This is a genomic window from Bacillus sp. FDAARGOS_235 (assembly GCF_002073415.2).
Lineage (GTDB): Bacteria > Bacillota > Bacilli > Bacillales > Bacillaceae_G > Bacillus_A > Bacillus_A toyonensis.
Map to the genome: position 1 here is coordinate 3,719,915 of NZ_CP020437.2, position 21,499 is coordinate 3,741,413.

Consider the following 21,499-nt stretch of genomic DNA (forward strand, 5'->3'; position numbering starts at 1 on the left):
ATTTGCAAAGAATAAGCAGAAATATGTTACAATAGAAAAAAATCGAACGAGGTGGTTGTTACGATGCGATCGAAGCGAGAACAAGCCATTTTAGACAATATAAAGGAATGGGAAGCGCAATTAGTTGAGCAAGAAGCGACCGATTTTCAAAAAGTGTTTGATAAATGGTTACATACTACAGTTGTGAAATTACCTGAGAAAAAACGAAAAGAATTCTTTACGAAAGCAGATGGATGGCTTTTTCATTTGCATGCACTGATTCAAAGTTCACAATCACAATTAGATGCACGTAATCGTATTTTAGGAACATCAAGATTATTTAATGAATCAATTGAACAACTTGAAGATTTGAAAGCATTATCTATTGATCAGTTAACATACATAGCAGAGCAACAAACAGCACGTCATCGTCTATATTCATTCGTGCAAGGCGGAGCAACGGGTGCTGGAGGATTATTATTATTGACAGCTGATTTTCCGGTTATGATTGCGTTAAATGTGAAGGCTGTCCAACTTATTGCAACATCGTTTGGGCATGATGTGAACAAGCCTTATGAAATGATGCTGGCGTTAAAGGTGTTTCATGCGTCATTATTGCCAGGAAGACTTCAGCAATACGCTTGGTACAACTTGCTACGAGAGCTGGAGCAAGAAGATTCGTTCTTTTATGAAGGAGACGAAGCAGTGTTACAAACAGCCTCTACCGAAGTTTTGTTAAAGCAAATTTTGAAAACATTTTCAATTTATGCTCTTCGTCGTAAATTATTCCAAGGTATCCCAGTCATCGGAATGGCAATCGGATCTACAGTAAATTATCGTTTAACAAGAAATGTTACTGAATTTGCCAATCGATTTTATCAAGTGCGCCACATAATGGAGAAAGAAAAAAAATCATAAAAAAAGCGAGAGGCCGAAGCCTTTCGCTTTTTTAATTTGTTGCATGTTTTTTGGTCATTGGAATAGATACTGGTTGCTTTTCTGCTGCTTTTTCTGCTTTTGGATAATAAATTAAATCCAATGTTTTTGCCTGTACGGCAATTGAAAGAATAGTAAAAGCAATTTCTGTCCAATTTAAATAATATAATGAAAGCGCAAGAACAATCGCGTCAAAGACGAAGAAAATTTGCCCAATTGTAAAACGAGTTCGTTTACTTAATACAATTGTTAAAATATCGTCTCCACCGGTTGCACCGCCAAATCGCAATATAAAACCGAGTCCAATACCAGCTAAAGCACCGCCAACTATTGCAGCTATAAATAAATTGTTTGATAAATCTACCGTAAATGGAGAATAATTTTCCATAAGGGAATAAAATACTCCGAATGAAATTGAACCTAAAAATGAATAGCCAACCATTTTTTTACCTAAAAATGAAGCGCACAGTAAAATAATTGGGATATCCATTATTACAGTTGAAATAGATGGTGAAATATCATAAAAATTTTGGATGAATAGTGCAATACCTACAAATCCACCTTCTGTTAAGTGGTTTTGGAAGTGAATGTGATATAGCGCTGCCGCTAAAATAAATGAACCGATTAAAACCATAAAAACTTCTTTAATAATTTGTCGACTTTGGATGTTCCTCATCGTTATTCCTTCTTTCCGTAGTTAGTAGTCCTTTTTGTGTTGTAAACTAACTACGAGCTCACATGTAGCTTTCAGTTAGTTTACGAAAAAACTAACTACGCTATATGTCGCTGAAGAAATAACGAATAATCCTCTCGTCCATCAATTCTCCCTACCTTCGTTTTAGTTTAAGTCTTAAAACGACTAAACAAAACGTGGAGTAGGATTCGTCATTTAGCAATCCTGCTCTTCTTTGTTTTGTTTAGCTAATAACAATTAAGTCCTAAACAAAACGCTACGTGTAAGAAGAGTCTTTTTTTTGCCAAATTATCCTTCGGGCAATCATAATTTCCCCACTCTCGTATTTTTTTCGCTAGACTAAAGTATCTGAGCTGAAAAATACGCTACGTGTATGATTCGTCAATACGATGCCACATGCTCCTTCGAGCGATCATGATATCAAAATCCCTTCCTTCAAGATTTATATTATTATATCATACTTTCAAAAAATGTATGCGGATGGAAACCGACAATAAACGGAGGGAATCTACAAAAATTGTTATGTTTAAATATTTTTGTAGAAAAGCCTAAGTTATTTTGTAGGATTGGACAGTTTTTAGAAGTTTGTCCAATAAGTAAGCAAAGATGGTTTTTTATTCAGTTGTATTGTTTTCGTCACCTTTATCTTTAAAAAATGCATCCCAGCTAATCACACTTAAAAATGTTAAAGCGATAATAATGAAAGCTCGCATCATTTTGAGGCCTCCTTTTGTACATAGTATATGAATATCTTACTTTGTAATGTGTCATTTTTTTACATATTATATTAATATAGATAGATGAAAGGGAGAGTGGAGATATGCTAAAAGACATGTTTAAAAGAAGAGAATTAAAATGCGTTTCATGTCAGAAAAAGATTGAATATGAAGAAGAGCTAGTTGCTTTTGTGAAGTTGCCGAAAGAAAGAAGTATATTAGTAGGTCCGTTTGATGTATGTTTAGCAAAAACGGCGCAAGAAATATATTGCAAAGCTTGTTACGACAAAAAAGCATGACCCAAAGTGAATGAGGGGCATGCTTTTTTCATTGGTGTGCTTTTCCCTCAGATACATTTTGGGTGAGGCGATACCAAAGCCAAAGGTCGTTAATAATAGAGGCTAAATCAGCTATTTCAGAATTAAGCCTACAGGAAATTTCAAAATTATCTTCGTTATTTAAACGATGTTGTTTTTGATTAATGTAATGTTCAAGCTCTTTTATACGATCAGGTATTTTTCCGCGAATTTGCTCCCATTTTAATAAAATACCATGCTGTGTTTTTTCAGAGATGTCTTCCCATTCTTCTTGTATGTTTGGCACTGCAATTCCTAGATGTTCATTGTATATAAAATACTTTTCCATAGACACACCTCCAATTTCCTGCCTCTATTTTACATAAAAAAAGAAAGAAATTCGACGAAATTGTTTGAAAAAAAATTATGAATTCCCCTTGATTCATTTTATGAAAGGTGTTAAAGTTTGAATTATTATAAGAAATAATGAATATTTATTCTTTAGGGGGATGTAAAATGGAGAAGAAAAAAGTTGTATTAGCATATTCCGGAGGTCTTGATACTTCCGTTGCAATTAAATGGTTACAAGAGAAGAATTATGATATTATCGCGCTTTGTTTAGATTTAGGGGAAGGAAAAGACTTAGCGTTTGTAAAAGAAAAAGCACTTTCAGTAGGTGCAATTAAATCGTATATGATTGATGTTCAAGAAGAATTCGCGAATGAATATGCATTGATGGCGATGCAAGCACACACGTTATACGAAGGGAAATATCCTCTTGTCTCTGCATTATCTCGTCCACTTATTGCGAAAAAATTAGTAGAAATCGCAGTACAAGAAGGCGCAACTGCAGTTGCACACGGATGTACAGGGAAAGGGAATGACCAAGTTCGTTTTGAAGTTTCTATTCAAGCATTGAATCCATATTTAGAAGTGATTGCGCCTGTACGTGAATGGAAGTGGTCACGTGAAGAAGAAATTGCATATGCAAAAGAAAACGATGTACCAATTCCAATTAATTTAGATAGCCCATTCTCAATCGATCAAAACTTATGGGGACGCAGCAACGAATGTGGAATTTTAGAAGATCCATGGGCAGCGCCGCCAGAAGATGCATACGAAATGACATTAGCATTAGAAGATACACCGAATAAACCAGAGTTTGTAGAAATTGGATTTGAAGCAGGAGTACCGACGACTTTAAATGGCACTTCATATTTACTGTCAGAACTAATTAAAACGTTAAATGCCCTTGCTGGAAAACATGGCGTTGGACGTATCGATCACGTAGAAAATCGTCTTGTCGGTATTAAATCTCGTGAAGTATACGAATGCCCAGCAGCAATGACGTTAATTACAGCGCATAAAGAGTTGGAAGATTTAACACACGTGAAAGAAGTAGCACATTTTAAACCGGTGATTGAACAGAAAATAACGGAACTTATTTATAATGGCTTATGGTTCTCTCCTTTAAAACAAGCGCTTCATGCATTTTTACAAGAAACGCAAAAGCATGTAACAGGTACAGTGCGTGTGAAATTATTTAAAGGTCATGCGATTGTAGAAGGGCGTAAATCTGAATACTCGTTATATGATGAGAAATTAGCTACGTATACTGCCCAGGATGAATTTAATCATGATGCAGCAGTTGGATTCATTTCATTATTCGGTTTACCGACGAAAGTATACAGTCAAGTGAATCAAAAGAAGGTGGAAGCGTGAGCAAACTTTGGGGCGGACGTTTTACAGAAGAAGCGGAAGCGTGGGTTGAAGAGTTTGGAGCGTCCATCTCCTTCGATCAACAATTAGTCAATCAAGATATAAATGGGAGTATTGCACACGTAACGATGCTAGCAAAGCAAGGGATCGTTACGAAAGAAGAAGCCGAGAAAATAAAGCTAGGTCTTCAATATTTATTAGAAGAAGCGAAACAAAATAAGTTACATTTCTCAGTTGAAGCTGAGGACATTCATTTAAACATTGAAAAGATGTTAATTGAAAAAATCGGTGAAGTGGGAGGGAAACTTCATACAGGCCGAAGCCGTAACGACCAAGTGGCAACAGATATGCATTTGTATATAAAAGAAAAGGTAGAAGATATTATAAAAGCTACAAAACAATTGCAAACTGTTCTTGTTCATCAAGCAGAAAATAATATTGAAACAATTATGCCTGGCTATACGCACTTGCAACGTGCGCAGCCTATATCATTTGCACATCATATTCTTGCTTACTTTTGGATGTTAGAGCGTGATGTGAATCGTTATGAAGATTCGTTAAAGCGTATTAACATTTCGCCATTAGGAGCAGGAGCGTTAGCTGGGACAACATTCCCGATTGATCGTGAATATAGTGCGGAGCTTCTTGGATTTAATGGAATCTATGAAAATAGTTTAGATGCAGTAAGCGATCGTGATTTCATATTGGAGTTCCTAAGTAACTCATCTATGCTCATGATGCACTTATCACGCTTTTGCGAAGAACTTATTTTATGGAGTAGCCAAGAGTTTCAATTTATTGAAATGAGCGATCAATACGCAACGGGAAGCAGCATTATGCCGCAAAAGAAAAATCCAGATATGGCGGAACTAATCCGCGGTAAAACAGGCAGAGTATACGGTAATTTATTCAGTTTACTTACAGTAATGAAAGGATTACCGCTCGCGTACAATAAAGACTTACAAGAAGATAAAGAAGGAATGTTTGATACAGTAAAAACAGTAGAAGGATGCCTTCATATTATGGCAGGCATGCTGGAAACGATGACTGTAAATAAAGAAAAAATGGGGCAAGCTGTGACCCAAGATTTCTCTAACGCAACAGAAATTGCGGACTACTTAGCGAACAAAGGACTACCATTCCGTCAAGCTCATGAAATTGTTGGGAAGTTAGTTCTACATTGCACACAAAAAGGAATTTATTTATTAGATGTCCCACTTGAAACATATAAAGAAATGAGCTCTTTATTTGAAGAAGATTTGTATGAAGTTCTTTCACCATATGCGGCTGTAAAGCGCCGTAATAGTGCTGGTGGGACAGGGTTTGAGCAAATCAAAAACGCTTTGGAGAAGGCGAAGGGGTTAACGAAAGAAGTTATTAAGAATTGAGTTGGGAAGTACGCCAGTCTATTAAAGTCTGGCGTACTTTATTTTTTACTAGCATTTAAGTTACAATGTAGTAAAAAATAACAATTTAGGGGAAATCTATGAAGAAATAGTGTTTATCATTGTATTGTTAATTAGCTTAATTGCAAATGCTAAAGTGTTTCTTTTGGACAAATATATGTATGTTGGTGAAAAAGAAAAGCGAGAAGAAGCAATTATCGCAATGATGTGGCATTTGCAAGATAAAGGATATAAAGAAAGTGATATTTTATATATAAAACCGGCCTTTTATAGCAAAATGGATTCGTATGGTATGAATGTGCAGTTTAAAGATGAACCAAATGAATCATATACATATAGAGTTTTAAAAGATGCGAAAACAAATAAACTAACTGTACACCAAGATAGCAATGAGCCAGGTGGTATGGGCGGGAAGCATCAAGAGCTTAAATAAAGAAAGAAAACGACTGATGGCATTCGCCTGCAGTCGTTTTTCTTTTAATCATACTTATGTCGATCTTCTGTAATTCGAATATACTCAATATCCATCAAATCACGAAGTAATGCACCATTACTTAGTTCAACGCCGTGTTTCTCTTTAAAATGAGTGCGAATCGTATCTAGCATTTCAATTTCTTTGCCGTTCACGTCTAAAATAATGCGTTCAGAATCATCCATATAGCATCCTCCTTTTTTCAACATATATATTTTATCCGTCTATTTCTAAAAAATGTATGTTAACGTAATGTTAGGAAATAAGAAAGGGATGGAAAATGAGACGTATTTATTTTATAGGGCTAATTTTGTACACATTAATTGTATTACATGTTGCATTCCCAAATATCTTTTCATTTGAGGATGTAGAAACAGTACACGTTGTGATATTTATTTTTGCTCTATTTGTAGTAGATTGCTTTATTTCTATATGGCTTTCGAAAAGAAAAGATATACAAGGCAAAAAAGAAATGGAACGGAAAAAGAGAAAACGTTCATTTTGGATGATGACGTACTGTTTGTCTTTAGTGCTTACTGCTGCTTTTTTTAGTGAACATATTCCATTAGAAAGATTAAATATTGGATTTGGAGCGTTCGTATTCGCATATTATTTTTTTATGCACTTTCTTCCTTATATGAAAGAAAAGCGAGGAGAAGAGGAAGTCCCGCTTGTAGAAGAAGTGAGAGAACAAGAGAGTAAGAAAATTGAAGGGGATATAAAGAAACTTGGAGAACAAAAGTGGTATTTAAAATCAAAAATCATATACGTTCTTTGCTTTATTACGCCGCCAATTGGCTATTTGTACGTTTTCTTACTTCGTAAAAAAATGACAGAAGATGCAAAGCAAGCGTACTTAACGATTGCGACAATCATGATGGCGTTATGGTCTTTGAAGTTTCTTCCGCCTTATGTGTTGGCAGTAGCTGTTGTAGTGGTTGTTTGTCTTGTATTTATAGTGAAGTATGTGAAATGAAGAAAAACAAGAGCCTATGTTATTAAACTAACAGATAGATTAAAGTAAGAAATGTTATACTATAATTTGCTTATTCAGTAATAATAGGAGGGATAATAATGGTTCAATCAATAGTTCATATCGCATTAGTAGTAAAAGACTACGATGAGGCAATAGAGTTCTATACAAAGAAACTAAATTTCACACTAGTCCAAGATATATATCAGCCAGAGCAAAACAAGAGATGGGTAGTGGTATCACCTCCTGGTTCAGTCGGCACCACAATATTACTGGCTAGAGCATCTAAACCGGAGCAAGATTCTTTTATTGGTAACCAGTCAGGCGGCAGAGTTTTTCTTTTCTTAAATACTGACGATTTTTGGAGAGATTATAATGAAATGATTTCAAGAGGAATAGAATTTGTAAGAGAGCCGAAAGAGCAAGAATATGGAATAGTTGCAGTATTCAAGGATTTATACGGGAATTTATGGGATTTGTTGCAACTAAAAGACGACCATCCAATTGTTCAAAGAATTAAGTAGAATACAGTGTAAACTTGATTAAACAATCAATTGAAAAATGAGGATTTTAAAATCCATGCAAGAATAGAGAAAAAACAGAGCAGACTTATTCCTATGAATAAAGGCATGTCGTGAAAAAAAGGAGTGGATTACCCACTCCTTTTTCGTTTATTATCATTGTTTAACAACATGTATTTATTGTTCATTCGGGCCTCGAACTTAATTTTCCGTATCCTTCGGTAAAACATGTGGACTCGGTGTTTTATTTATGAATTAAAGATCACCTTGCTCCTCATCACCACGAACAACAAGGACATCGCATTTCGCATAGCGAATAATATGTTCAGAGACGCTACCGATTAAGAAACGCTCAACAGCATTTAAACCAGTCGCACCACACATAATTAAATCTACTTTATGGTTTGGAGCGATTTCTTTTGAAATTTTAGATTTAGGATTACCAAATTCTAATACAGTTTCAATTTTTTCAAGGCCAGCTTCAAGCGCAGTTTTTTTGTAGTCTTCTAATAAGTCTTCTGCAAATAGATTTGCACGTTCAGCAATTGCGCGGCTATAAGCTTCTACTGCTGAGTATGCTTTTACATCAACGATATGAGCAATTGTTAATTTTGCATTGTTTCGTTTTGCGACTTGAATTGCTTTTTTAAAGGCTTTTTCTGCTTCTTTAGAACCGTCCACCGCGATTAAAATATTTGTATATGTATTATTCATAGTAAATTCCTCCCAATCATTTTTATTACCTTTTACAACTTTATTATAAAACAAATTTTGGTAATGTGCTTGTCGGAAACGTTACAGAATTTTGAAAACTTTGTTTTAATTCATTTTAGTTGTAATTGGTGCGAGAACTTGTTACATATGAACTATAGCAATTTAAAAGGGGGCAGTTTTGTGAGACATGCGCTCATTACAGCCGGTACGAAAGGTTTAGGAAAGCAAGTAACAGAAAAATTATTGGCTAAAGGCTATTCAGTAACAGTAACATATCATAGCGATATAACGGCTATGGAAACGATGAAAGAAACATATAAAAATATGGAAGAGCGTCTACAATTCGTGCAAGCGGATGTCACGAAAAAGGAAGATTTACATAAAATAGTAGAAGAAGCGATGAGCCGTTTTGGCAAAATTGACTTTTTAATTAATAATGCTGGTCCATATGTATTTGAACGGAAAAAGTTAGTCGATTATGAAGAAGAAGAATGGAATGAAATGATTCAGGGCAATTTAACAGCGGTATTTCATTTATTAAAACTTGTCGTTCCGGTCATGAGAAAACAGAACTTTGGCCGTATTATTAATTACGGATTTCAAGGGGCAGATAGTGCACCGGGATGGATTTATCGCTCAGCTTTCGCGGCAGCAAAAGTAGGACTTGTTTCATTAACGAAAACAGTTGCTTACGAAGAAGCGGAATACGGTATTACTGCGAACATGGTATGTCCTGGTGATATTATTGGTGAAATGAAAGAGGCGACAATTCAAGAAGCACGCCAGCTGAAAAGTCATAACACACCAATTGGTAGATCTGGAACAGGTGAAGATATCGCAAGAACGATTTCGTTTTTATGTGAGGACGATTCCGATATGATTACCGGTACAATTATTGAAGTGACTGGTGCAGTGGATGTTATTCATAGACATCGATAGAACAAAATAAAATGGAGTTTTAAATAATTGGACAGTTTATCCTTCATACTGAGAGATGCGGATAATACTGTCCTTTCATGTAATATTAAATCTATCGGAAAACTTGTGTTATTTTTTTGTCAAATATTGAGATATTATGTTAGAATATAAGGGCGTAGAAAGCGCTTTAAAAAATGATTCAGGGGTCATTTCATAACTCAAGGGGGAACTAATAATGCGTATCGGTATTCCAACAGAAATTAAAAACAATGAAAACCGTGTGGCAATGACGCCAGCGGGAGCAGTACATTTAGTACAAAATGGTCATGAAGTTTTTGTTCAAAAAGGAGCAGGTTTAGGATCTGGCTTTACAGATGAAGAATATGTACAAGCTGGTGCGAAACTTGTTGAAACTGCTGAAGAAGCATGGAACCAAGATATGGTTATGAAGGTAAAAGAGCCAGTTGCAAGTGAATACGGTAATTTCCGCGAAGGTTTAATTTTATTCACATACTTACACTTAGCTCCAGAACCAGAATTAACGAAAGCATTAATTGATAACAAAGTGGTATCAATTGCATACGAAACAGTACAATTAGACAATCGTTCTTTACCATTACTTGCACCTATGAGTGAAGTAGCTGGTCGTATGTCTGCACAAATCGGTGCACAGTTCCTTGAGAAAAACAAAGGTGGTAAAGGTATTTTACTTGCAGGCGTTCCAGGGGTGAAACGCGGCAAAGTAACAGTTATCGGTGGTGGTCAAGCTGGTACAAACGCAGCGAAGATTGCAGTAGGTTTAGGTGCAGATGTAACAATCATCGACTTAAGTGCAGAACGTCTTCGTCAATTAGATGACATTTTCGGTAACCAAGTAAAAACGTTAATGTCTAATCCTTACAACATTGCAGAAGCAGTAAGAGAATCTGATCTTGTTATTGGTGCGGTATTAATTCCAGGTGCAAAAGCGCCAAAACTTGTAACAGAAGAAATGATTCAATCAATGGAACCAGGTTCTGTCGTTGTAGATATTGCGATTGACCAAGGTGGTATTTTCGAAACAACTGACCGTATTACAACTCATGACAACCCAACTTACGAAAAACATGGCGTTGTTCATTATGCAGTTGCAAATATGCCAGGTGCGGTTCCACGTACATCAACTCTTGCATTAACAAACGTAACAGTACCATATGCATTACAAATTGCTAACAAAGGCTATAAAGACGCTTGCTTAGGCAATTCTGCATTACTAAAAGGTATTAACACATTAGATGGATATGTAACATTCGAAGCAGTTGCAGAAGCACACGGCTTACAATACGCTGATGCAAAAGAGCTTCTTGAAAAAGCTCCTGCTTTATCATAATAGAAATATATGTAGAGCCTTCCTTTTATTAGGAGGGCTTTTATTTAAGGGGAGAACATTGTACAATTAAAATAAAAAGAAATAAAGATGTAAATAGGAGGGGCAATATGGGGTATATTTATGATATTTTGTCAGTGGGTTTGCTTATAGCAGGAATTATTACAATGGTTGTAGGCAAAAAGAAAAATGATCTGAAATTAAGAGGGATTGGTATTGGGATTGTAACTGCAGTACTTATCATTGGATTACCAGATTTTGCAAAAGGTTACATGGAAGGTGTACTTTCTGCTGGAGATAGTGCATTTCCGATAAAATAGAAAGGATGATCTTTAATTTCTCTTATAGTTAGGAGAGATTGGAGGTCATTTTTTATTTGAATTTTCCATATGGAATTTTTTTCTTGTTAGTAAAATGCCTCTTATGCTAATTTAAAGATAAGTATATAAAGGGGTGTAAAGAGGGGGATTCTATGGAAAAGATAAATTTAATAGATTTAACAAAAGATATAAAAGATCAACATAAAAACTTCGTCGTTTCAAATGTAAATAGTCATTGCTTACGAATCGCTGTATTTACTGGTGAATATGATTGGCACTATCATTCTAATTCGGATGAGTTATTTATTGTATTAGAGGGAGAATTACTTATCGATTTTCAAGACGGAGAAACAGCGGTTTTAAAGCCGAATGATTCTATCTTAATTCCAGCATGTACGATTCATAGAACGAGAGCATTCAAGAGAACTGTAAATCTTTGTTTTGAAAATATAGAGGCTGATACGATTATAGTGGAGCAATTATGAGGGAATTATCTGTAGCCCAGTATAGAAAAATACTTTCGATTTTAGAAAGTAATACAAGAACCACAACTTTTGCTTATGCAGTATGTGATCAAACGATAGATGGTAGGGTTTTTGCAAACGAGGAGTTAACAGCAGGACTAATTATCACAGCTAATGGCATTCATTATTTATTTGGTAATACGCAAGATGAAAGTTATAACGAAGATGTATTTTCGTATATAAAAACGGCCATTGAAAAAACAGAGAAGAGATTTACATTGTTCACTTCGAGTGAAGAGTGGGAAATGATGTTAGAAGAGCGTTTTAGTAATGTGCTTCGGAAAATCCCGCGAATGAAATTTCAAAGAGTAACCTTTGAAGAGAGAAAGCGAGATTGTAACAAAAATACATATGAAGTGAAGCGTATTGATAGAAGAGATATAGAACGAAGTAATGAATTTACACAGGCGTATTATAAAGAATATTGGGGATCAAATGAAGCATTTTTGAATGATGGTTTTGGATTTTGTATAGAACAAAATGGGATGACTGTAGCGGAATGTGTTTCGATATTTAGTGGGAATGGATTTGCTGAAATTGATATCGTGACGCATGAAGCGTATCAAGGGAAAGGGTTAGCTCAAGCTGTCGCAACACGTTTCATTGAACATTGTATACAAAATGATATTACACCGTGTTGGGATTGTTATGTAGACAATATTCCTTCGCAAAAATTAGCTAGTAAATTAAGTTTTCATCATCCAATAGAATATGGTTTGTTTGTACGTAAGAGAATGGGGGAATGAAAATGAATGTGGAGTTAACGAGATTTAAAGTGAAACAAGGTAAAAGTCATCGTGTAGATGAATGGATGCAGCTTCTTAATGACAATATGAAAGAAGTGCTGTTGACACTAAACGACGAGAAAATGTACGTAGAGACAATTTTCCGGGAAATAAGAGATGGAGAAGAATACTTATATTGGTATTCTGTGCAAGGAGAAGGCGGGGCTCTTGTCGAAAATTCTCATCATGAAATTGATAAAAAGCATGTAGCGTTTTGGTATGAGTGTATTGATGAAGAAGCACCGTCTGTTGATATGAAAACAGAAGTTGTTATGATTCAAGATGTTGTGAAGGAAGCGATTAAATAATAGAATAGTGTTTTTTGGAGAAGCACATTAAAATAGATGTGCTTTTTATTATGCAAAATTTTAAAAAAGAAAAGCTGTATTTAGATATTTTTAAGTGAAAATAAAGGGGGATTTCAAGAGCATTTTAGGACAAACTATAATGAAAAGACCTACCAATATACGGTGTAGTCGTAACAGGAAAAATAGAGGATTTACAAAGTTTACAAGGGTTACCGTATATTAAGGTTGCTGTTAGAGGTGTAACAGTTGAGAAATATTGATTACGAGTAATTAATGTGAATAATCAGAAAATTTATGTTATAATATGGGAAAAGGAGGTTTATATGAGGCAAATACATGGAGCAATTTATATTTACATAACAATGTTTTTCGTGGCGATATCCTATGGATTGGGGCACGTGTATTCGCATCCTATACTAACTTTTTTAAGCGGAGCATGTATGGCGTTTGCGCTTCTTGTCCACCTTTTCTCAGTTTGGATCGTAAAATTTCAATTAAATATTAGTGAAATAGAAGAAGGCACTTTTTAAAGGGCCTTCTTTTTTAGTAATATTGGCGAAGTCCTTGTAGTAATTTTTCAATTTCGTATTCAGTTTCCTTACATATAGATATTGTACGTAATCTGAAAAATAAGCTACGTAAGAAAGCTTTTATATTTCCGTATAGAAATTCGTATGATTCAATATGTAGTGTTGATTTTTGAACTTGTAATTGAGTTGCTAAATCACGAAGGGCTAATATGAGTACTTCTTCCTTTAGGCCATTTTGCAGCATTGCGACAATTGGATAAACGAGACGCTCATCTTCTTCGTATTTGTAATAGATGGAATGAACACAAACTTTGTTTAATAAAGTTTGTAATATTTCTTCGTAATATAAATTTTCCAGTTTAGGACTATTCACAAGCGCTTCAAATGTATCGGAAGCATGAGCGACACTATGCGCCCAGCCACGTTCTTGGACATAGCCTCGTAAGTCGTGCTCTTTGTTCATATATAAAATTAATTGATCTTTTACATTTAATATATCAGTCTGTGATAAGAAATTATGATTTGTATCCGCATCAATAATGAGCGCAATTAATAATGTCGTAAATGCACGGGTAAATACCGCATCTTCGTCATCCGAATGAATCTTATACAATAAATATTTATCACTGATGCTTTCTAATAATAGTTTCTGCAAGTGTGAGTGTGAAATATAGCCCTTCTTGATGAGATGATAAAAAGTAGAGTAAATAAGTTTATCCCTTAAATAACTATCAGTAACACCGATATGTTCAAGCATATTGGAACTTAAAGAATCAATATGAATTGTGTTGTCCAGTATGTAATTATTATTACGAATTTCTTCTAACTGTTGTTGTAACATATAAACCTCCTATTTTAGAAAATTCTGCATTTTAATAATATAATAAAAGGAAGAAATAGACAATAAAGTGAAGCTTTAATCAGTGGGGGGTTCATCCCCCAACTAACTTCTTTGCTTTCACCGAATTTTGAGGTTGGGGTCTTACTGCCCGTTACTGCGGGATAAATAAGTGCTTTTGAATGGAGGGCATTATGAAGAGAACATTATTCTTTTTTATAAGTATTTTCTTTTTAGGAAGTTGTTCGATTTCGTATGTTACTTTTTCTAGCGAGAGCAAAAGTTGGACGGGGCAATATAAAGGGCATATTAAGGATGACAGTGAAGATGGAATATTTACGTTTCAGTATAAGGGCGGAGATGGAAATACAGAATTTAAAAATTTGGAGATTTCTATTCATGGGACCTTTAGTACAATGACAGAAACGTCAGAAGTTCATAAAGGAGCAAGGATTGAAATGAAATCTTTTTGTGTAAGTTGTGCGCCTCTATCTAAAGATGAACCGATAGAGATTGTGATTAAATGGGATGATAAGTATGAAGAGAAGATGGTTTTAAAGCGGAAATAGCAAACATAGAGTGAGGGATAAAAATGAGTAGGAATATGAGAGTTTCTATGTATATATTTTTTAGTGTATTTCTAATCATATTATCAGCGTGTACTACAAAACAAGTAGAGGTAAAAAAAGTACCTGAAGAAGGGTATGTCATAGTAAGAAATGATGCGGTATTTTTTGTCGGTGATAAAACGTTTAATACAAAAGTAGAGTTGCAACATTATATAGAACAACAAATGAATAAAGAACATCCATCAGATATAGTGTTGAGCTTTAAGGAGAAAAACGCATCTAATCGATTAAAAACAGGAGATAAAATAAAAGTATGGTCTTCTCACATACTTGAAAGTTACCCAGGACAAATGATTGTAGAGAAATTTAAAGTAGTAGAAAAATAGAAAAAGGCAGCAATTAAGCTGCCTTTTTCTTATTTTACAAATTGTAATTCTTTCGGGAATTTCGTTAAAATTTCTGATCCGTCTTTTGTGATGTAAATATCATCTTCAATACGAACGCCACCTACGTTTGGTACGTAAATACCTGGTTCGATTGTGAAGACCATACCTTCTTTTAATAGAGAATCGTTGCCTTCTTTTACATCTGGATATTCGTGAACGCTAATTCCAAGTCCGTGACCAAGTCGGTGCGGGAAGAAGTCTCCGTAACCTGCATCCGCGATAACAGAACGAGCAGCATTATCAATTGCGCCAAGTGTAACGCCTGGTTTACATGCTTCAACTGCTTGTAGTTGTCCAGCAAGTACAGTGTTGTAAATGCGAGTTTGTTCTTCAGAAAGTTCACCGAATGCTACTGTACGTGTAATATCAGAGCAATAACCGTCAATAATTACGCCTAAATCAAATAGTACGAAATCGCCGCGCTTCATTTTGTTAGCACCTGGAATACCGTGTGGAAGAGCAGAGTTAGCACCTGCTAATACCATTGTATCGAATGACATTTTATGTATGCCTTTTGTTTTTAATTCGTGTTCAATAATTGCTAATACTTCTAGTTCGCTGCGGTTTTCTTTAATTGCATTTACCCCAACTTCAACAGCATAGTCTGCCATTTTAGCTGCTTCACGTAAAATAGAAAGTTCTTTTTCATCCTTAATTAAACGAAGCTCGCGAACTTTTTCCTCTGCTGATTTGAAAGCTGCATTTGGGAATAATTTTGTTAATTCTTCGTAACGTTCTACGTTTAAATGTTCTTTTTCAATTGCAACTGCATTTGCATTGATGCCACGGTCTTTAATTGCTTTTGCAATCATATCCCATGGTCTGTCAGTATCAGTGAATCCGATAATTTCATGTGCCCATCCAGCGTTACGTGCTTGGCCTTCTTCCATTTTAGGGCAAATTAAAATAGGCTCTTTTTCTTGGAATACAAACATACCAAGTAGTCTTTCGTGTGGTTCACAGTGGAAGTTTGTCATGTAGAAAACGTTTGGTGTAGAAGTTAAGAACGCGGCTTCTACGTTTTTTTCTTTTAGCCATTGCATTAAATTTTCTAATCTAGCATTCATCGATTGGCACCCCCGAGATATTTAATTACAAATATAACTTTACCTCGGAAGAAAGCGTTATGACAAGTAAATAGATGTTAGAAAAGACAGGGAATTGAAAAATCATGTAGAATAAAAAGTGAGAATGTGAATAGGGGAGGAATGTAATAATGAAAGTATCTTATCATGGGCATTCAGTTGTAAAGATTGAAACGAATGGAAAAGTGATTTTAATTGATCCATTTTTAACGGGAAATCCGAAAACAGATTTAAAGGCTGAAGATGTAAAAGTAGATGCAATTCTTTTATCGCACGGTCATGGTGATCATGTTGGAGATACAGTAGAGCTTGCGAAGAAAAATAATGCAGTTGTTGTGGCGCCATTTGAACTAGCGACATTTTTAAGTTGGCAAGGTGTAGAAACACATCCGATGCATATTGGTGGTTCACATGAATTTGACTTCGGAAAAGTGAAGTTTACACAAGCATTCCACGGCTCTAGTTATATTGATGAAGAAAATAAGACGATTACATATACAGGTATGCCAGCGGGTATTTTATTTACAGCAGAAGAGAAAACGGTTTACCATGCAGGGGATACGGCTCTATTCTCTGATATGAAGTTAATTGGGGAACTGAATGATATAGATATAGCGTTTTTACCAATTGGTGATAATTTCACAATGGGACCAGAAGATGCTGTTTTAGCAGCAAAATGGATTCATGCGAAAACTGTTGTACCGATGCATTACAATACGTTCCCAGTTATTGAACAGGATCCATATCAATTTGTAGAAAAACTACAAAATTGTACAGGGAAAGTATTAGAAGTTGGAGAAAGTATTACGCTATAAAACAGATACCCTTCATTTGAAAAGACAAGTGAAGGGCTTTTTATGCGTGTAGTACAGCTTTTAAAGTCTGTATTTGTTTAGTTGACTCTTCTCTTTTTGAACGCGGCTGTTCAGGAGTTTCATTCAAATCCATTGCAACTTTTTTCCCATCTACACAAGCTAAAAATACTGCGCCTATAACCTCTAAAATTTTTTTCATCATGTATTCGCTCCTTTGTTTCATTTCTTGTCTTAATTGTATATGGAAGTGTGTGGACGAACTATCGAACGAGATGACAATAGCATTACATTGTTGTAATGGAATGACTAGTGGAATGCAAGGGTCATTTTGTTATAAAAAAAATAGTACAGATATACAAAGAGAGAGTGTAACAGTTTTGAAAATATAGTATACTGGGAATACAACACATGAAGAATTTAGGGAAAAGAAAGTATGGTGAAACCATTTGGCTACCAAACATAATCAAATTTTAGAACATATTAATAGCCTACCGGTAGGGCATAAAATTTCTGTAAGGCAAATTGCGAAAGATTTGAGTGTAAGTGAAGGGACAGCTTACCGTGCGATTAAAGATGCAGAAAATAAAGGATATGTTAGTACAATTGAACGTGTCGGAACAATTCGAATTGAACAAAAGAAGAAAGAGAATATCGAAAAACTAACATATGCAGAAGTCGTTAACATTGTTGATGGTCAAGTACTTGGAGGCAGAGAAGGACTACATAAAACATTAAATAAATTCGTAATCGGGGCTATGAAATTAGAAGCGATGATGCGCTATACAGAAGCGGGGAACTTGCTTATCATCGGGAACCGTACGAATGCACATCAATTAGCATTAGAAACAGGGGCCGCTGTATTAATTACAGGTGGATTTGATACAGAAGAGCATGTGAAAAAGTTAGCAGACGAATTGAAGTTGCCGATTATTTCCAGTAGCTATGATACATTTACGGTCGCAACGTTAATTAACCGCGCGATTTATGATCAACTTATTAAGAAAGAAATTGTACTCGTTGAAGATATTTTAACACCGATTGAAGAAACACTATATTTAAAGCCTAGTGATATCGTGCAGAAATGGCATGAGTACAATGAAGAGACGATGCATGGACGTTATCCAATTGTGGATGAAAATAAAAAGGTGTTAGGTATCGTAACTTCGAAAGATATGATTGGTGTTGCGAAAGATACACCAATTGATAAAGTGATGACGAAACACCCTATTACGGTAAATGGAAAGATGTCTGTCGCAGCTGCAGCGCGTATGATGGTATGGGAAGGTATTGAATTACTTCCTGTTGTGGAAGATGGAAATAAATTGCAAGGTATCATTAGTCGTCAAGATGTACTTCAGGCATTACAGATGATTCAGCGTCAACCACAAGTTGGTGAAACGATTGATGATATTGTAACGAATCAATTTATGACGCCGAAAGAAGCAAAAAATGAGCATTTGTATCAATTTTCAGTGACACCACAAATGACGAATTCAATCGGAACATTATCTTACGGTGTATTTACAACAATTGTGACAGAAGCAACAAACCGTGTCATTCGTGCTCAGAAGAAGAGTGATTCAATTGTTGAGAACTTAACAATTTATTTTGTAAAGCCGGTTCAGATTGATAATGTTGTATCCGTTCATCCGAAAGTATTAGAAATTGGCCGTAAATTTGGTAAGGTTGATGTAGAAGTACACCATGAAGGTAATGTTGTTGGAAAAGCATTACTTATGGTGCAATTGATTGATAAATAAAAAGATGGAACAAATCGTTTTGATTTGTTCCATCTTTTTTTATGTAGAGAGTGATTTATATAATATTAAATGACAGAATATTAATTTATTTAGATGGTAGACTATGTTACAATTATATTGTAAGAAAATGGATTTTGAGGAGGCGGTATGCAATATGTCATCAGAAATAATCTTCTTTGGTGGTATCGCACTATTTTACTTTCTTGTAATGATACCGATCCAATATTTATATTTACAAGGTTTACATGAAAAAAGGAAACGTACAGGATTATCTCAGCGAGAACTATATGAAAAAATGTCTTTTGAAGAGGAACAATTACATTTTCATGTGCAAGGCAACCTATTTAATATACCTTCTGCGTTTGTTGCATATATGATTTTAAAAAGTAGAGGACGTAAAAAAGCATCACAATGGTGATGCTTTTTTACGTTGCTTCATATGCTTCTGCTTCTTTAACTGCTAATGGAAAGAAATGTTTATATTGGCGAAATCCATTAAATGCACTCGCACTACCAAATAGAACGAATAAAACACCGACGATCATACGAGCGGTTGAAAGTTCTAAAAAGAATTGGTTTATCCCGAAGAATAAGACGAATGAACCGAGTGCCATTGCGGATTTTCCTGAGAGCCAACCTTTTTCCATTGGGCGGTTTGTACGAAAGTATTTTGTTTTGTAGAAGAGGTACAACATAAATGAGACGATAATACAGAAGACTAATACTGGCATAATGCACACTCCCATCGCTTTGTGAAAATTATAGTGAAGAAAAAAGAAATATCTAAACTTTCTAATTTTTATTATAAAGCAATTGTTCGCATGTATGAAATACTTTCCGTTATAATGGAGGATAAAGTGAAGAAGTTGAATAAAAAGGAGATTATACATATGCATGAGCAAATTTTAGGAGTAATTAAAGAATTTGAGACAATTATTATTCATCGTCATGTGCGTCCGGATCCAGATGCGTTAGGTTCACAAGGCGGTCTTGGTGCGATTTTGCAAGAATCGTTTCCAGAGAAAAATATTTATACGGTTGGGTACAATGAACCGTCACTAGCATACTTACGAGTAATGGATAATATTGAAGATAGCGTATACGAAAATGCACTTGTTATCGTTTGTGATACTGCGAACCAAGAACGTGTTGACGATCAACGCTATACAAAAGGGAAGATGTTAATCAAAATTGATCATCATCCAAATGAAGATCCGTACGGAGATATTACGTGGGTAGATACGACAGCAAGTTCTACAAGTGAAATGATTTATGAGTTTTATAACTATGGAAAAGATAAAGGATTAAAAATAACAAAAGAAGCAGCTCGCCTTATTTTAGCAGGGATTGTTGGAGATACAGGTCGTTTCTTATTCCCGAATACAACAGCAAAAACACTCCTTTACGTAAGTGAGCTTGTTGATATGGGTGTGAAATTCACAGATTTATACAATGAAATGTATAAGACAAAAGAAAAAATCGCTCGTTTAAACGGTTATATTTTACAAAACTTTACGATGGTAGAAGAAGGAGCAGCTTACATTAAATTAACGAAAGAAGTATTAGAAGAATTTGATGTACTTCCTTCTGAAGCATCTGGTGTTGTTGGAGCGCTTGGTAATATTGACGGATTAAAGGCATGGGTTCTATTTTTAGAGGAAGACGATGTAATTCGTGTTCGCCTTCGTTCAAAAGGGCCAGTTATAAATAAATTAGCAATGCAATATAACGGCGGAGGACATCCGATGGCTTCTGGTGCAAAGGCATCTTCTTGGGAAGAAGCGGATCGTCTGTTTGCTGATTTACGTGATATTTGTAAATAAGAGAGTATATGTTAAAACGAAAAGAAGGAGCGGCACTTAAGCCCTCCTTCTTTATTTTTCTTTCTCTATATCAATACTAATTTCAAGTACAGTATCAAAAGAAATTGTATCGACTTTAAAGCGGTATATACGATCGTAATGTTTGTACGTTTTGTTTTCGATTGCTTTTTTGAGTAGGTCTTTATTTTTTGCGATACTTTGAATGTTTTTCGTTAAAAGATGTTGGAGGTCATTATGGATAGAAGTGGTCATATTTTCGAGTGTTAGATTGTCTAAATCATATTTTTCTCGATTTATTATTTTTATTTTAATCTCTTGAATTGTTAAGAGACGTTTATTTTCTGTGTTCAACTTTTCTTGATCTTCGAGAAGGACGTGGAGCTTTGCTTCTTGTTTTTCTATAATTTCTCGTTGCTCTGCTATTTTACTAGATTGTTCTTCTTGAAAAACACCGTATATGTACAAAAAAATAAACCAGCTCAACACGCCTCCAACAGCAGCGCCAGCTAAAACTAAGTACCATCTTTTTGCTGTATTGGCACTTGGCACTCTCATACATGTTCCTGCGTTAGCCATTTAATAATAATAAGACCTGTTTGCATACCGCCAGTTGCGAAAAAAATAAGGAGAATTTGTTTTACGATATCTTTCATATCTCCGCCAAAGAAGCTTCTTTCAAAGCTATAAAAGGTATCAAATGTTCCGCCGATTGCTGCAACGAGTGCCCAAATTCTTAAATTTTGGGCGAATTGATTAATGTAAGTTAGAGCTGGTTTTCCGATAAGAAACGCACCAAATCCACCAATTAATGAACCGCCAAGTATAACCCCAAAGGCAATAAAATAACTAATAATAAGCAGAGAGAAAAAAGTATGTTCTCTTACATCCATCGTCATTCCCCTTTCTTCTTCATATATATGGACAAAGTATGAGAAGTATGTTTTGATTTCCGCTTTCCTCATCACCTATAATGAAAGTAGTCAAAT

Annotated in this window: 30 protein-coding genes and 1 pseudogene; 21 read left to right on the plus strand and 10 right to left on the minus strand. The window is 35.1% G+C overall.

Annotation, left to right across the window (positions count from 1 at the left end):
• Positions 1-63: 63 nt before the first annotated feature.
• Positions 64-897 (plus strand): EcsC family protein, encoded by an 834-nt coding sequence (locus A6J74_RS21330; RefSeq protein WP_001256860.1) that lies wholly within the window; start codon positions 64-66, stop codon positions 895-897.
• 31 nt (positions 898-928) lie between these two features.
• Here the strand turns inward: A6J74_RS21330 and A6J74_RS21335 are convergent, their stop codons facing one another.
• Positions 929-1,591: a YitT family protein gene (locus tag A6J74_RS21335; protein WP_001244520.1), complete on the minus strand. Its 663-nt coding sequence runs from the start codon at positions 1,589-1,591 to the stop codon at positions 929-931.
• An 838-nt stretch (positions 1,592-2,429) separates the two neighbouring features.
• Here A6J74_RS21335 and A6J74_RS21340 point away from each other — a divergent pair.
• Positions 2,430-2,624, plus strand: coding sequence for a hypothetical protein (locus A6J74_RS21340; RefSeq protein WP_000910296.1), 195 nt, complete (start codon positions 2,430-2,432; stop codon positions 2,622-2,624).
• 28 nt (positions 2,625-2,652) lie between these two features.
• Here A6J74_RS21340 and A6J74_RS21345 read toward each other — a convergent pair whose 3' ends face one another.
• Positions 2,653-2,970: a hypothetical protein gene (locus tag A6J74_RS21345; RefSeq protein ID WP_000417202.1), complete on the minus strand. Its 318-nt coding sequence runs from the start codon at positions 2,968-2,970 to the stop codon at positions 2,653-2,655.
• Positions 2,971-3,137: 167 nt separating this feature from the next.
• Here A6J74_RS21345 and A6J74_RS21350 point away from each other — a divergent pair, with 167 nt between their 5' ends.
• From A6J74_RS21350 to A6J74_RS21360, 3 genes are all read left to right on the plus strand, one after another.
• Positions 3,138-4,343 (plus strand): argininosuccinate synthase, encoded by a 1,206-nt coding sequence (locus A6J74_RS21350; protein WP_000412333.1) that lies wholly within the window; start codon positions 3,138-3,140, stop codon positions 4,341-4,343.
• A complete protein-coding gene (gene argH / locus A6J74_RS21355; RefSeq protein ID WP_000041284.1) occupies positions 4,340-5,728 on the plus strand; it encodes an argininosuccinate lyase in 1,389 nt (462 codons plus the stop codon). Before A6J74_RS21350 ends, argH begins: the two co-directional genes overlap by 4 nt.
• A 109-nt stretch (positions 5,729-5,837) precedes the next feature.
• Positions 5,838-6,179: a DUF3139 domain-containing protein gene (locus A6J74_RS21360; protein ID WP_000470005.1), complete on the plus strand. Its 342-nt coding sequence runs from the start codon at positions 5,838-5,840 to the stop codon at positions 6,177-6,179.
• Between the two features lie 44 nt (positions 6,180-6,223).
• On the opposite strand, the gene A6J74_RS21365 is transcribed toward A6J74_RS21360, so the two are convergent.
• Complete coding sequence (locus A6J74_RS21365; protein ID WP_000342760.1) at positions 6,224-6,403, minus strand: hypothetical protein; 180 nt, start codon at positions 6,401-6,403, stop codon at positions 6,224-6,226.
• A 95-nt stretch (positions 6,404-6,498) separates the two neighbouring features.
• On the opposite strand from A6J74_RS21365, the gene A6J74_RS21370 reads away from it, so the two are divergent.
• Together A6J74_RS21370 and A6J74_RS21375 are read left to right on the plus strand one after the other, a co-directional pair.
• Entirely contained in the window at positions 6,499-7,194 is a 696-nt protein-coding gene (locus tag A6J74_RS21370; protein WP_001252904.1) for a hypothetical protein, read from the plus strand.
• Positions 7,195-7,292: 98 nt separating this feature from the next.
• Positions 7,293-7,715, plus strand: a complete 423-nt coding sequence (locus A6J74_RS21375; protein WP_000250790.1) for a VOC family protein — start codon at positions 7,293-7,295, stop codon at positions 7,713-7,715.
• A gap of 252 nt (positions 7,716-7,967) precedes the next feature.
• Here A6J74_RS21375 and A6J74_RS21380 read toward each other — a convergent pair whose 3' ends face one another.
• Positions 7,968-8,426 carry a universal stress protein gene (locus A6J74_RS21380; RefSeq protein WP_001066671.1) on the minus strand — a complete coding sequence of 153 codons (459 nt, stop codon included), beginning with the start codon at positions 8,424-8,426 and terminating at the stop codon, positions 7,968-7,970.
• A gap of 147 nt (positions 8,427-8,573) precedes the next feature.
• On the opposite strand from A6J74_RS21380, the gene A6J74_RS21385 reads away from it, so the two are divergent.
• From A6J74_RS21385 to A6J74_RS21415, 8 genes and pseudogenes are all read left to right on the plus strand, one after another.
• The gene (locus A6J74_RS21385) at positions 8,574-9,365 is read left to right on the plus strand and encodes an SDR family oxidoreductase (protein ID WP_002039744.1); all 792 of its coding nucleotides are present in this window, start codon (positions 8,574-8,576) and stop codon (positions 9,363-9,365) included.
• Between the two features lie 214 nt (positions 9,366-9,579).
• Positions 9,580-10,713, plus strand: a complete 1,134-nt coding sequence (gene ald / locus A6J74_RS21390; protein ID WP_001219394.1) for an alanine dehydrogenase — start codon at positions 9,580-9,582, stop codon at positions 10,711-10,713.
• A 107-nt stretch (positions 10,714-10,820) separates the two neighbouring features.
• Positions 10,821-11,030, plus strand: coding sequence for a hypothetical protein (locus tag A6J74_RS21395; RefSeq protein WP_000540692.1), 210 nt, complete (start codon positions 10,821-10,823; stop codon positions 11,028-11,030).
• 152 nt (positions 11,031-11,182) lie between these two features.
• Positions 11,183-11,515: a cupin domain-containing protein gene (locus tag A6J74_RS21400; protein ID WP_000411489.1), complete on the plus strand. Its 333-nt coding sequence runs from the start codon at positions 11,183-11,185 to the stop codon at positions 11,513-11,515.
• Positions 11,512-12,300 carry a GNAT family N-acetyltransferase gene (locus A6J74_RS21405; protein WP_001208746.1) on the plus strand — a complete coding sequence of 263 codons (789 nt, stop codon included), beginning with the start codon at positions 11,512-11,514 and terminating at the stop codon, positions 12,298-12,300. The genes A6J74_RS21400 and A6J74_RS21405 overlap by 4 nt, the downstream gene beginning before the upstream one ends.
• Positions 12,301-12,302: 2 nt before the next feature.
• Positions 12,303-12,647 (plus strand): DUF6176 family protein, encoded by a 345-nt coding sequence (locus tag A6J74_RS21410; protein ID WP_002049183.1) that lies wholly within the window; start codon positions 12,303-12,305, stop codon positions 12,645-12,647.
• A 143-nt stretch (positions 12,648-12,790) separates the two neighbouring features.
• A pseudogene (locus A6J74_RS30800) lies at positions 12,791-12,907 on the plus strand (anti sigma factor C-terminal domain-containing protein); the annotation flags it as partial.
• Positions 12,908-12,970: 63 nt separating this feature from the next.
• On the plus strand, positions 12,971-13,177 hold the full coding sequence (locus A6J74_RS21415) for a hypothetical protein (RefSeq protein WP_001248905.1): 207 nt from the start codon (positions 12,971-12,973) through the stop codon (positions 13,175-13,177).
• A gap of 13 nt (positions 13,178-13,190) precedes the next feature.
• On the opposite strand, the gene A6J74_RS21420 is transcribed toward A6J74_RS21415, so the two are convergent.
• The gene (locus tag A6J74_RS21420) at positions 13,191-14,018 is read right to left on the minus strand and encodes a DUF2785 domain-containing protein (RefSeq protein ID WP_000941466.1); all 828 of its coding nucleotides are present in this window, start codon (positions 14,016-14,018) and stop codon (positions 13,191-13,193) included.
• Positions 14,019-14,209: 191 nt separating this feature from the next.
• Between A6J74_RS21420 and A6J74_RS21425 the strand changes: the two genes are divergently transcribed.
• Positions 14,210-14,584 carry a hypothetical protein gene (locus A6J74_RS21425; RefSeq protein WP_000831581.1) on the plus strand — a complete coding sequence of 125 codons (375 nt, stop codon included), beginning with the start codon at positions 14,210-14,212 and terminating at the stop codon, positions 14,582-14,584.
• A 23-nt stretch (positions 14,585-14,607) separates the two neighbouring features.
• Positions 14,608-14,970 carry a DUF3221 domain-containing protein gene (locus tag A6J74_RS21430; protein ID WP_000089306.1) on the plus strand — a complete coding sequence of 121 codons (363 nt, stop codon included), beginning with the start codon at positions 14,608-14,610 and terminating at the stop codon, positions 14,968-14,970.
• 29 nt (positions 14,971-14,999) lie between these two features.
• On the opposite strand, the gene pepQ is transcribed toward A6J74_RS21430, so the two are convergent.
• Positions 15,000-16,097: a Xaa-Pro dipeptidase gene (pepQ, locus tag A6J74_RS21435; RefSeq protein ID WP_000994035.1), complete on the minus strand. Its 1,098-nt coding sequence runs from the start codon at positions 16,095-16,097 to the stop codon at positions 15,000-15,002.
• 149 nt (positions 16,098-16,246) lie between these two features.
• Here pepQ and A6J74_RS21440 point away from each other — a divergent pair, with 149 nt between their 5' ends.
• Positions 16,247-16,930, plus strand: a complete 684-nt coding sequence (locus A6J74_RS21440) for a metal-dependent hydrolase (protein ID WP_000868935.1) — start codon at positions 16,247-16,249, stop codon at positions 16,928-16,930.
• A 40-nt stretch (positions 16,931-16,970) separates the two neighbouring features.
• Here A6J74_RS21440 and A6J74_RS30075 read toward each other — a convergent pair whose 3' ends face one another.
• A complete protein-coding gene (locus A6J74_RS30075) occupies positions 16,971-17,132 on the minus strand; it encodes a hypothetical protein (protein WP_000976100.1) in 162 nt (53 codons plus the stop codon).
• Between the two features lie 244 nt (positions 17,133-17,376).
• On the opposite strand from A6J74_RS30075, the gene A6J74_RS21450 reads away from it, so the two are divergent.
• Together A6J74_RS21450 and A6J74_RS21455 are read left to right on the plus strand one after the other, a co-directional pair.
• Complete coding sequence (locus A6J74_RS21450; RefSeq protein WP_000201581.1) at positions 17,377-18,690, plus strand: DRTGG domain-containing protein; 1,314 nt, start codon at positions 17,377-17,379, stop codon at positions 18,688-18,690.
• Positions 18,691-18,844: 154 nt separating this feature from the next.
• A complete protein-coding gene (locus tag A6J74_RS21455; RefSeq protein WP_000093555.1) occupies positions 18,845-19,108 on the plus strand; it encodes a DUF3949 domain-containing protein in 264 nt (87 codons plus the stop codon).
• 7 nt (positions 19,109-19,115) lie between these two features.
• Here A6J74_RS21455 and A6J74_RS21460 read toward each other — a convergent pair whose 3' ends face one another.
• The gene (locus A6J74_RS21460) at positions 19,116-19,421 is read right to left on the minus strand and encodes a YtpI family protein (protein ID WP_001144779.1); all 306 of its coding nucleotides are present in this window, start codon (positions 19,419-19,421) and stop codon (positions 19,116-19,118) included.
• Positions 19,422-19,580: 159 nt separating this feature from the next.
• Here A6J74_RS21460 and A6J74_RS21465 point away from each other — a divergent pair, with 159 nt between their 5' ends.
• Complete coding sequence (locus A6J74_RS21465) at positions 19,581-20,513, plus strand: DHH family phosphoesterase (protein ID WP_000545155.1); 933 nt, start codon at positions 19,581-19,583, stop codon at positions 20,511-20,513.
• 51 nt (positions 20,514-20,564) lie between these two features.
• On the opposite strand, the gene ytrI is transcribed toward A6J74_RS21465, so the two are convergent.
• The gene (ytrI, locus tag A6J74_RS21470) at positions 20,565-21,068 is read right to left on the minus strand and encodes a sporulation membrane protein YtrI (protein ID WP_001265738.1); all 504 of its coding nucleotides are present in this window, start codon (positions 21,066-21,068) and stop codon (positions 20,565-20,567) included.
• Positions 21,065-21,478 carry a YtrH family sporulation protein gene (locus tag A6J74_RS21475; RefSeq protein WP_002034291.1) on the minus strand — a complete coding sequence of 138 codons (414 nt, stop codon included), beginning with the start codon at positions 21,476-21,478 and terminating at the stop codon, positions 21,065-21,067. Before A6J74_RS21475 ends, ytrI begins: the two co-directional genes overlap by 4 nt.
• Between the last annotated feature and the right edge of the window lie 21 nt (positions 21,479-21,499).

Coding starts and splice junctions, on each gene's coding strand:
- A6J74_RS21375 (WP_000250790.1), top strand. CDS start 7,293: ATGGTTCAATCAATAGTTCATATCGCATTAGTAGTAAAAGACTACGAT.
- A6J74_RS30075 (WP_000976100.1), bottom strand. CDS start 17,132: ATGATGAAAAAAATTTTAGAGGTTATAGGCGCAGTATTTTTAGCTTGT.
- A6J74_RS21335 (WP_001244520.1), bottom strand. CDS start 1,591: ATGAGGAACATCCAAAGTCGACAAATTATTAAAGAAGTTTTTATGGTT.
- pepQ (WP_000994035.1), bottom strand. CDS start 16,097: ATGAATGCTAGATTAGAAAATTTAATGCAATGGCTAAAAGAAAAAAAC.
- A6J74_RS21440 (WP_000868935.1), top strand. CDS start 16,247: ATGAAAGTATCTTATCATGGGCATTCAGTTGTAAAGATTGAAACGAAT.
- A6J74_RS21395 (WP_000540692.1), top strand. CDS start 10,821: ATGGGGTATATTTATGATATTTTGTCAGTGGGTTTGCTTATAGCAGGA.
- A6J74_RS21410 (WP_002049183.1), top strand. CDS start 12,303: ATGAATGTGGAGTTAACGAGATTTAAAGTGAAACAAGGTAAAAGTCAT.
- A6J74_RS21420 (WP_000941466.1), bottom strand. CDS start 14,018: ATGTTACAACAACAGTTAGAAGAAATTCGTAATAATAATTACATACTG.
- A6J74_RS21330 (WP_001256860.1), top strand. CDS start 64: ATGCGATCGAAGCGAGAACAAGCCATTTTAGACAATATAAAGGAATGG.
- A6J74_RS21345 (WP_000417202.1), bottom strand. CDS start 2,970: ATGGAAAAGTATTTTATATACAATGAACATCTAGGAATTGCAGTGCCA.
- A6J74_RS21460 (WP_001144779.1), bottom strand. CDS start 19,421: ATGCCAGTATTAGTCTTCTGTATTATCGTCTCATTTATGTTGTACCTC.
- A6J74_RS21405 (WP_001208746.1), top strand. CDS start 11,512: ATGAGGGAATTATCTGTAGCCCAGTATAGAAAAATACTTTCGATTTTA.
- ytrI (WP_001265738.1), bottom strand. CDS start 21,068: ATGAGAGTGCCAAGTGCCAATACAGCAAAAAGATGGTACTTAGTTTTA.
- A6J74_RS21430 (WP_000089306.1), top strand. CDS start 14,608: ATGAGTAGGAATATGAGAGTTTCTATGTATATATTTTTTAGTGTATTT.
- A6J74_RS21350 (WP_000412333.1), top strand. CDS start 3,138: ATGGAGAAGAAAAAAGTTGTATTAGCATATTCCGGAGGTCTTGATACT.
- A6J74_RS21365 (WP_000342760.1), bottom strand. CDS start 6,403: ATGGATGATTCTGAACGCATTATTTTAGACGTGAACGGCAAAGAAATT.
- A6J74_RS21380 (WP_001066671.1), bottom strand. CDS start 8,426: ATGAATAATACATATACAAATATTTTAATCGCGGTGGACGGTTCTAAA.
- A6J74_RS21465 (WP_000545155.1), top strand. CDS start 19,581: ATGCATGAGCAAATTTTAGGAGTAATTAAAGAATTTGAGACAATTATT.
- A6J74_RS21415 (WP_001248905.1), top strand. CDS start 12,971: ATGAGGCAAATACATGGAGCAATTTATATTTACATAACAATGTTTTTC.
- A6J74_RS21425 (WP_000831581.1), top strand. CDS start 14,210: ATGAAGAGAACATTATTCTTTTTTATAAGTATTTTCTTTTTAGGAAGT.
- A6J74_RS21455 (WP_000093555.1), top strand. CDS start 18,845: ATGTCATCAGAAATAATCTTCTTTGGTGGTATCGCACTATTTTACTTT.
- A6J74_RS21370 (WP_001252904.1), top strand. CDS start 6,499: ATGAGACGTATTTATTTTATAGGGCTAATTTTGTACACATTAATTGTA.
- A6J74_RS21385 (WP_002039744.1), top strand. CDS start 8,574: ATGAACTATAGCAATTTAAAAGGGGGCAGTTTTGTGAGACATGCGCTC.
- A6J74_RS21340 (WP_000910296.1), top strand. CDS start 2,430: ATGCTAAAAGACATGTTTAAAAGAAGAGAATTAAAATGCGTTTCATGT.
- ald (WP_001219394.1), top strand. CDS start 9,580: ATGCGTATCGGTATTCCAACAGAAATTAAAAACAATGAAAACCGTGTG.
- A6J74_RS21400 (WP_000411489.1), top strand. CDS start 11,183: ATGGAAAAGATAAATTTAATAGATTTAACAAAAGATATAAAAGATCAA.